The sequence below is a fragment of the Saccharomonospora saliphila YIM 90502 genome (assembly GCF_000383795.1).
Lineage (GTDB): Bacteria > Actinomycetota > Actinomycetes > Mycobacteriales > Pseudonocardiaceae > Saccharomonospora > Saccharomonospora saliphila.
Genome location: NZ_KB912728.1, coordinates 234,868 through 241,258 on the forward strand (window position 1 = coordinate 234,868; position 6,391 = coordinate 241,258).

General features: G+C 71.2%; 5 protein-coding genes. 4 read left to right on the forward strand and 1 reads right to left on the reverse strand.

Going from position 1 to position 6,391, the window contains the following annotated elements:
* Nucleotides 1-22: 22 nt before the first annotated feature.
* Entirely contained in the window at nucleotides 23-1,366 is a 1,344-nt protein-coding gene (locus SACSA_RS0120090) for an MFS transporter (RefSeq protein WP_019819587.1), read from the reverse strand.
* Nucleotides 1,367-1,633: 267 nt separating this feature from the next.
* On the opposite strand from SACSA_RS0120090, the gene mftD reads away from it, so the two are divergent.
* The 4 genes from mftD to SACSA_RS0120110 all read left to right on the forward strand — a co-directional run.
* Nucleotides 1,634-2,806, forward strand: a complete 1,173-nt coding sequence (mftD, locus tag SACSA_RS0120095; protein WP_019819588.1) for a pre-mycofactocin synthase MftD — start codon at nucleotides 1,634-1,636, stop codon at nucleotides 2,804-2,806.
* A 124-nt stretch (nucleotides 2,807-2,930) separates the two neighbouring features.
* Entirely contained in the window at nucleotides 2,931-4,838 is a 1,908-nt protein-coding gene (htpG, locus tag SACSA_RS0120100) for a molecular chaperone HtpG (protein ID WP_019819590.1), read from the forward strand.
* Between the two features lie 314 nt (nucleotides 4,839-5,152).
* Entirely contained in the window at nucleotides 5,153-5,842 is a 690-nt protein-coding gene (locus SACSA_RS0120105; RefSeq protein ID WP_019819592.1) for an EthD domain-containing protein, read from the forward strand.
* A gap of 43 nt (nucleotides 5,843-5,885) precedes the next feature.
* On the forward strand, nucleotides 5,886-6,391 hold a 506-nt coding region (locus tag SACSA_RS0120110), incomplete at its 3' end, for a TMEM175 family protein (RefSeq protein WP_019819594.1).

Genomic DNA, 6,391 nt, shown 5'->3' on the forward strand with positions numbered 1-6,391 from the left:
CGACGCGACGCGGGCGGGCGGTTCAGCTCGCCGCTGCGTTCGTCCGGCCCTCGGTGACGCCGAGGTCGGCGCCGCGCGGTTCGCGCACCGCGGTCACGGCGGCGAACGAGATCGCCGAGAGCAGCATGATGTAGAGCCCGATGGAACCGGACCAGCCGGTGTTCTGCATCAGCAGTTCGGCGATGGTCGGCGCGAACGCGCCACCGAGGATGGCCCCGAGCGCGTAGCCGATGGACACTCCGGAGTAGCGCACCGACACCGGGAACATCTCCGCGTACAGCGCCGACATCGGCCCGTAGGACAGGCCGAGGCCGAGCGTGAGGACGAGGATGGCCGCGCCGAAGAGCACGATCTCACCGGTGTCGACCAGCAGGAAGAGCGGGATCATCCACGCGAACACGAAGGCGTAGCCGATCTGGAAGGTGCGCACGCGGCCGATGCGGTCCGACAGGGCGCCGCCGTAGAGGGTGGAGGCGAGCCAGCCGAACGACGCGACGACCGTGGCCAGCAGCACCGACGAGCGGGACAGGCCCAGTGTGGTGGAGCCGTAGGAGACGAAGTAGGCGATGACGAGGTAGCCCGCCGCGTTGTTCGCGATGAAGATCAGCGCGGTGAGCACGACCTGCTTGGCGTTGCCCCGGAACAGGTCCCGCAGCGGGGCCGAGGAGGCCTTCTTGCGGGCGAGCATCTCGGCGAAGATCGGGCTCTCCTCGACCGCGCGGCGGATGGCGTAGCCGAGCACCACGAGCAGCGCGGAGAGCAGGAACGGCACCCGCCAGCCCCAGGCCTCGAACTCCTCGGGCGTGGTGACGGTGGTCATCACCCACAGCACGCCGGTGGCGAGGATGAGCCCGATGGGCACGCCGATCTGCGGGTACGCGCCGAACAGGCCGCGGCGGCCGCGCGGGGCGTGCTCGACCGACATCAGCGCGGCGCCGCCCCACTCGCCGCCCGCGGAGAAGCCCTGCACGATCCGCAGCAGCATCAGCGCGACCGGGGCCGCCACGCCGATCTCGCCGTAGGTCGGCAGCAGGCCGATCAACGACGTCGCCGCGCCCATCGTGACGAGGGTGAACACGAGCATCTTCTTGCGGCCGAGCCGGTCGCCGAACCGCCCGGCGACCACGGCGCCGAGCGGGCGGAACAGGAAGCTGATGCCGATGGTGGCCAGGGAGATGATGGTGGCGAGCCCGGGTGCGTCGGCGCTGACCGGGGCGAAGAACAGCGGCGCCAGCACGAGGCCTGCGGCCTGGGCGTAGATGAAGAAGTCATACCACTCGATGGAGGTGCCTGCGAGCGTGCTCGCCAGCACCTTGCGTTCCTCCGTCGACAGCGTGCGCCGGTCGCGGGTGCCCGCATGGGACATGTGAACTCCGTTGTTCGGTGTCGGTGGGCGTGTGGCCGTCCGCGGCCACGGTCGCGGGCATCCTAGCCACACGATCGGGGGATTGAGGAGTCGTCGACACCGTGTGCGGGTGCTCGGTGACCCGGTGTCGACCGCCCGCCCCTTCCTTCTGACACCCGGTGTCATTATCGTGTCCGGTGTCACTCGCCGCCACGGCCGCCACGCGCGGTGACCGGCACCGGGCCGCCGCCGGTCGCGCTTGGGTGTTCTTCGACGAGGAGGTCACCGATGGCGTCCACGAAAGACTGGTTCGAGACGGTCGCGGAGGCGCGGGTGCGGGCGCGCAAGCGCGTGCCGCGTTCGGTGTACCTGGCACTGCTGGCCGGGTCCGAGGCCGGGCACACGCTGCGGGACAACGTCGACGCCTTCGGCGAGCTGGGCCTGCGGCCCCGGATCGCGGACGTCCCGGCCGAACGGGACCAGTCCACCACGGTGCTCGGCCAGCAGCTCTCGCTTCCGGTGATCCTCTCCCCGACCGGGGCGCAGGCCGTGCACCCGGACGGCGAGGTCGCCGTCGCCCGCGCGGCCGCGGCGTCGGGCACCGCGCTCGGCCTGAGCTCGTTCGCGAGCAAGCCCGTGGAGGAGGTGGTCGCGGCCAATCCGGCGACGTTCTTCCAGGTCTACTGGCAGGGCGGCCGGGATACGATCCTGGCCCGGCTCGACCGCGCCAAGCGCGCGGGCGCCACGGCGCTGATCGTCACCCTGGACTGGTCCTTCGCCACCCAGCGCGACTGGGGCAGCCCGCCGCTGCCGGAGAAGCTCGACGCGCGGACCCTGGCCCGGTTCGCGCCGCAGGCACTGGCCCGGCCGGGATGGCTGGCCCGCTACCTGCGGAGGGCGAGCCTGCCGGACCTGACCACACCCAACCTGGCCGCGCCGGGGGAGAAGGGCCCGACCTTCTTCGGCGCGTACGGCGAGTGGATGCACACCCCGCCACCGACCTGGGACGACCTCGCGTGGCTGCGGCGGCAGTGGGACGGCGGGTTCCTGCTCAAGGGCGTGACCCACCCCGACGACGCGCGCCGCGCTGTGGACATCGGCGCGAGCGCGGTCTCGGTGTCGAACCACGGCGGCAACAACCTGGACTCCACCCCCGCGACGATCCGCCTGCTCCCCTCGATCGCGCACGCCGTGGGCGGGCAGCTCGAAATCCTGCTCGACGGCGGCGTGCGGCGGGGCAGTGACGTGGTCAAGGCTCTGGCCCTGGGGGCGCGGGCGGTGCTGATCGGGCGCCCCTACCTGTGGGGCCTGGCCGCGGGCGGCGAGCGTGGGGTGCACAACGTGCTGGAGATCTTCCGCTCCGGGATCGACTCCTCGCTGCGGGCGCTGGCACGCGCGTCGCAGGCCGAGCTGGTACCGGAGGATGTCGTCGTCCCGGAGGGCTTCACGCGCGGGCTGTGACCCGGGCACGCGGTGGGGGTGCCCGCCGTGTCCGGGGCCGGGTGCGGCGCGGGATACTGTCGTCCGTCGGCCGAGGGGTGGCCGACGGACGACATGACGGTTCCATCCCTTCCGGGAGAGGCGAGTGACTGCGCAGACCGAGACGCTGGAATTCCAGGCAGAGGCGCGCCAGCTTCTGCACCTGATGGTGAACTCCATCTACTCGAACAAGGACATCTTCCTGCGGGAGCTCATCTCGAACGCCTCCGACGCGCTGGACAAGCTGCGCCTGGAGTCGTTCCGGGACAAGAGCCTCGACGTCGACACCGACGACCTGCACATCGCGCTCGAGGTCGACCGCGAGCGACGGACGCTGACGGTGCGTGACAACGGCATCGGCATGTCCCGCGACGACGTGGTCAATCTGATCGGCACCATCGCGAAGTCGGGAACCGCCGAGATGATCCGCCAGCTGCGGGAGGCCGAGGAGTCCGCCGCGGGGGAGCTGATCGGGCAGTTCGGTGTCGGCTTCTACGCCAGCTTCATGGTGGCCGACAAGGTCACCCTGCTCACCCGCAGGGCGGGCGAGAGCGAGGCCACGCACTGGGAGTCCGACGGCAGCGGCACCTACACCGTCGACACGGTGCCCGGCGGGGCGCAGGGCACGGCCGTGACCCTCCACCTCAAGCCGGTGGACACCGAGGACCAGCTGCACGACTACACCGCCGAGCACACGCTGCGCGAGATCGTGCGCCGCTACTCCGACTTCGTGACCTGGCCCATCCGGATGGAGGTCGAGAAGACGGTCGACGGCGAGACCACGCGCGAGTGGGAGACCCTGAACTCGCGCAAGGCGCTGTGGACCAAGTCGCGCGACGAGGCCACCGACGAGGAGTACTCCGAGTTCTACAAGCACATCAGCCACGACTGGCTCGACCCGCTGCGGTCGATCCCGGTCAAGGCCGAGGGCACCTTCGAATACCAGGCGCTGTTGTTCCTGCCCGCACGGGCGCCGATGGATTTGAACATGCGCGACGCCAAGCGCGGCGTGCAGCTCTACGTCAAGCGCGTGTTCATCATGGACAACTGCGACGCGCTGATGCCGGACTACCTGCGGTTCGTCAAGGGTGTGGTGGACGCCCAGGATCTCTCGCTCAACGTCTCCCGCGAGATCCTCCAGCAGGACCGGCAGATCCAGCTGATGCGCAAGCGCCTGGTCAAGCGGGTGCTGTCCTCGGTCAAGGCGCTGAAGGACGAGGACCCGGGGCGCTACGAGACCTTCTGGGGCGAGTTCGGCGCGGTGGTCAAGGAGGGCCTGGTCGAGGACCCCGACAACCGCGAGGCGATCCTGGAGATCGCCTCGTTCGCTTCCACCCACGACGCCGAGCAGCCGACCACGCTGGCCTCCTACGTCGAGCGGATGCCGGAGGGCCAGGAGCACATCTACTACCTGACCGGCCCGTCCCGCGCGGTGATCGAGAACTCCCCGCACATGGAGGCGTTCCGGGCCAAGGGGCGTGAGGTGCTGATCCTGACCGACCCGATCGACGAGTTCTGGGTCAACCAGGTGGGCGAGTTCTCCGGCAAGACGTTCCAGTCGGTGGCCAAGGGCCAGGTCGATCTCGACTCCGAGGCCGATTCCGAGAACGAGACCTCGTCCACCGACACCTCCGAGGACGGGTTCGGCCCGCTGTGCTCGTGGATGGCCGACGCGCTCAGCGATCACGTCAAGGAGGTGCGCCTGTCCAGCAGGCTCACCACCTCGCCCGCCTGCCTGGTCGGCGAGACCTTCGACATCACGCCCGCGCTGGCGAAGCTGTACCAGCAGGCGGGCCAGGAGGTGCCCACGGCCAAGCGCACGCTCGAACTCAACCCGTCGCACCCGCTGGTGACCAGCCTGCGCACCGCGCACGAACAGGGCGCCGACACGGACAAGCTCGCCGGGACGGCGGAGCTGCTGCACGGCATGGCGGTGCTGGCCGAGGGCAGTGAACTGGCCGACCCACAGCGGTTCACCAGCCTGCTGGCCGACACCCTGGCCGACCGCCTGTAACCGCGAGTTGCCCGTTCCCGTCCGCGAGTTGCCCGGTCCGGTCCGCGAGTTGCCCGTTCCACCCGGCCGCGGAGCCGGGCGAGGCCGCGGAGGGAACCTCGCGGACGGGCGTCGGGGCCCGTTCGGGTGATGCCGCCACGGCCTCCTCCACCGCGCGACGCGCGGGAACAGGGGGCCGTGGCGGCGATCGCCGGCGTGCCGGTGTCCCCCGGCAGCGTCGCGTCCCGGTGGGCGGGACGCTGCCGAGGCTCCTACGCTGGCGCCGAGGAGCCGATCCGGCTCCGACCGCCGCCCACGCATCGACGGGACCCGCGATGATCCACTTCTTCGTGCTCGTGCCCCGCGCCGAGGGGGTCTCCGAACAACGGTTCCATGACCACTGGCGGCACCCGCACGCCACGCTGGAGCGACTCGTTCCGACCGCGCGCGGATACGTGCTCGGGCACCAGACTCACACGGACCTGCTCGGGGCAGACCAGGCGGAGTTCGGTGGCGTCACCGAGGTGGCCTTCGACACGGTCTCGGACGCGGCCGGGTTCGGCGGAGAGGCGTTCTACCGCAGGCACGTCGAGCCCGACGAACCGGCCTTCGCCGACGTGTCCCGTCTCGAGTGGATCGACACCGTGGAGGAGGTGCTGGTACCGCGCGCGAGCGAGGACACCGACGTGCCGCACGCCGACGCGCTGTGGCTGCACCTGGACCGTCCGGTGACGGCGAAGTTGATGCAGTTCGTCCGGCGTGGCGGCGACGCGGGCTGGGCGGGCTCCGACGACGCCGAGCTCGGCCGCCGCATCGGCGCGCTGCGGCACGCGCGCAACCGCCCACACCCCGAGGTGCACGGCGACGACCCGCCGTTTCTCGGCGTGCGGCAGCTGTGGTGGCCCACCATCACGGCGTTCGAGGACGGCGCGCGCGGCGATCCGGAGGCGTTCCGGCGGCTGCTGGCCCGAGCGGGTGACTCGGTCACCCTGCTCGTGCACGCCGAGCGCTACCTGCGTTGGTGACCGGCCCGCCGGGGACGCGCGGTCAGGACGTCGGAGAGTCCGGATGGGAGCGGAGAACGGTTCGGCCCGCCACGGCGAGCGGCCCGGGCACGCCGTGGAGCGGGTGGCGACCTTCAGCGACGGCGTCTTCGCCATCGCCATCACCCTGCTCGTGCTGCCGTTGCTCGACGCGGACGTGCGGGACGGCACGGTGGGGCGCGACCTGCTCGATCTGACGCCGAACTTCTTCGCCTTCGCGCTGAGTTTCGCCGTGATCGGCAGGCTGTGGCGCGTGCACCACCGCGCCTTCGCCCGCGTGGTGCGCGTGGACGGCGCACTGGTGGCGCTGAGCCTGGTGTTCCTGTTCTGGGTGGCGCTGCTGCCGTTTCCCACCGCGGTGCTGGGCGAGCACGGTGACACCACGGCCGGTGTGGTGCTCTACGCCACCTGCACCGTCGCCACCGCGTTCAGCTCGCTGCTGCTGTGGTGGTACGCCGCGTTCGGCCGGTCCCGGCTGCGCCGGGGCGCGCGGCCGCTGGTCCGGTCCGACGCCGACCCGGCCGACCTGCG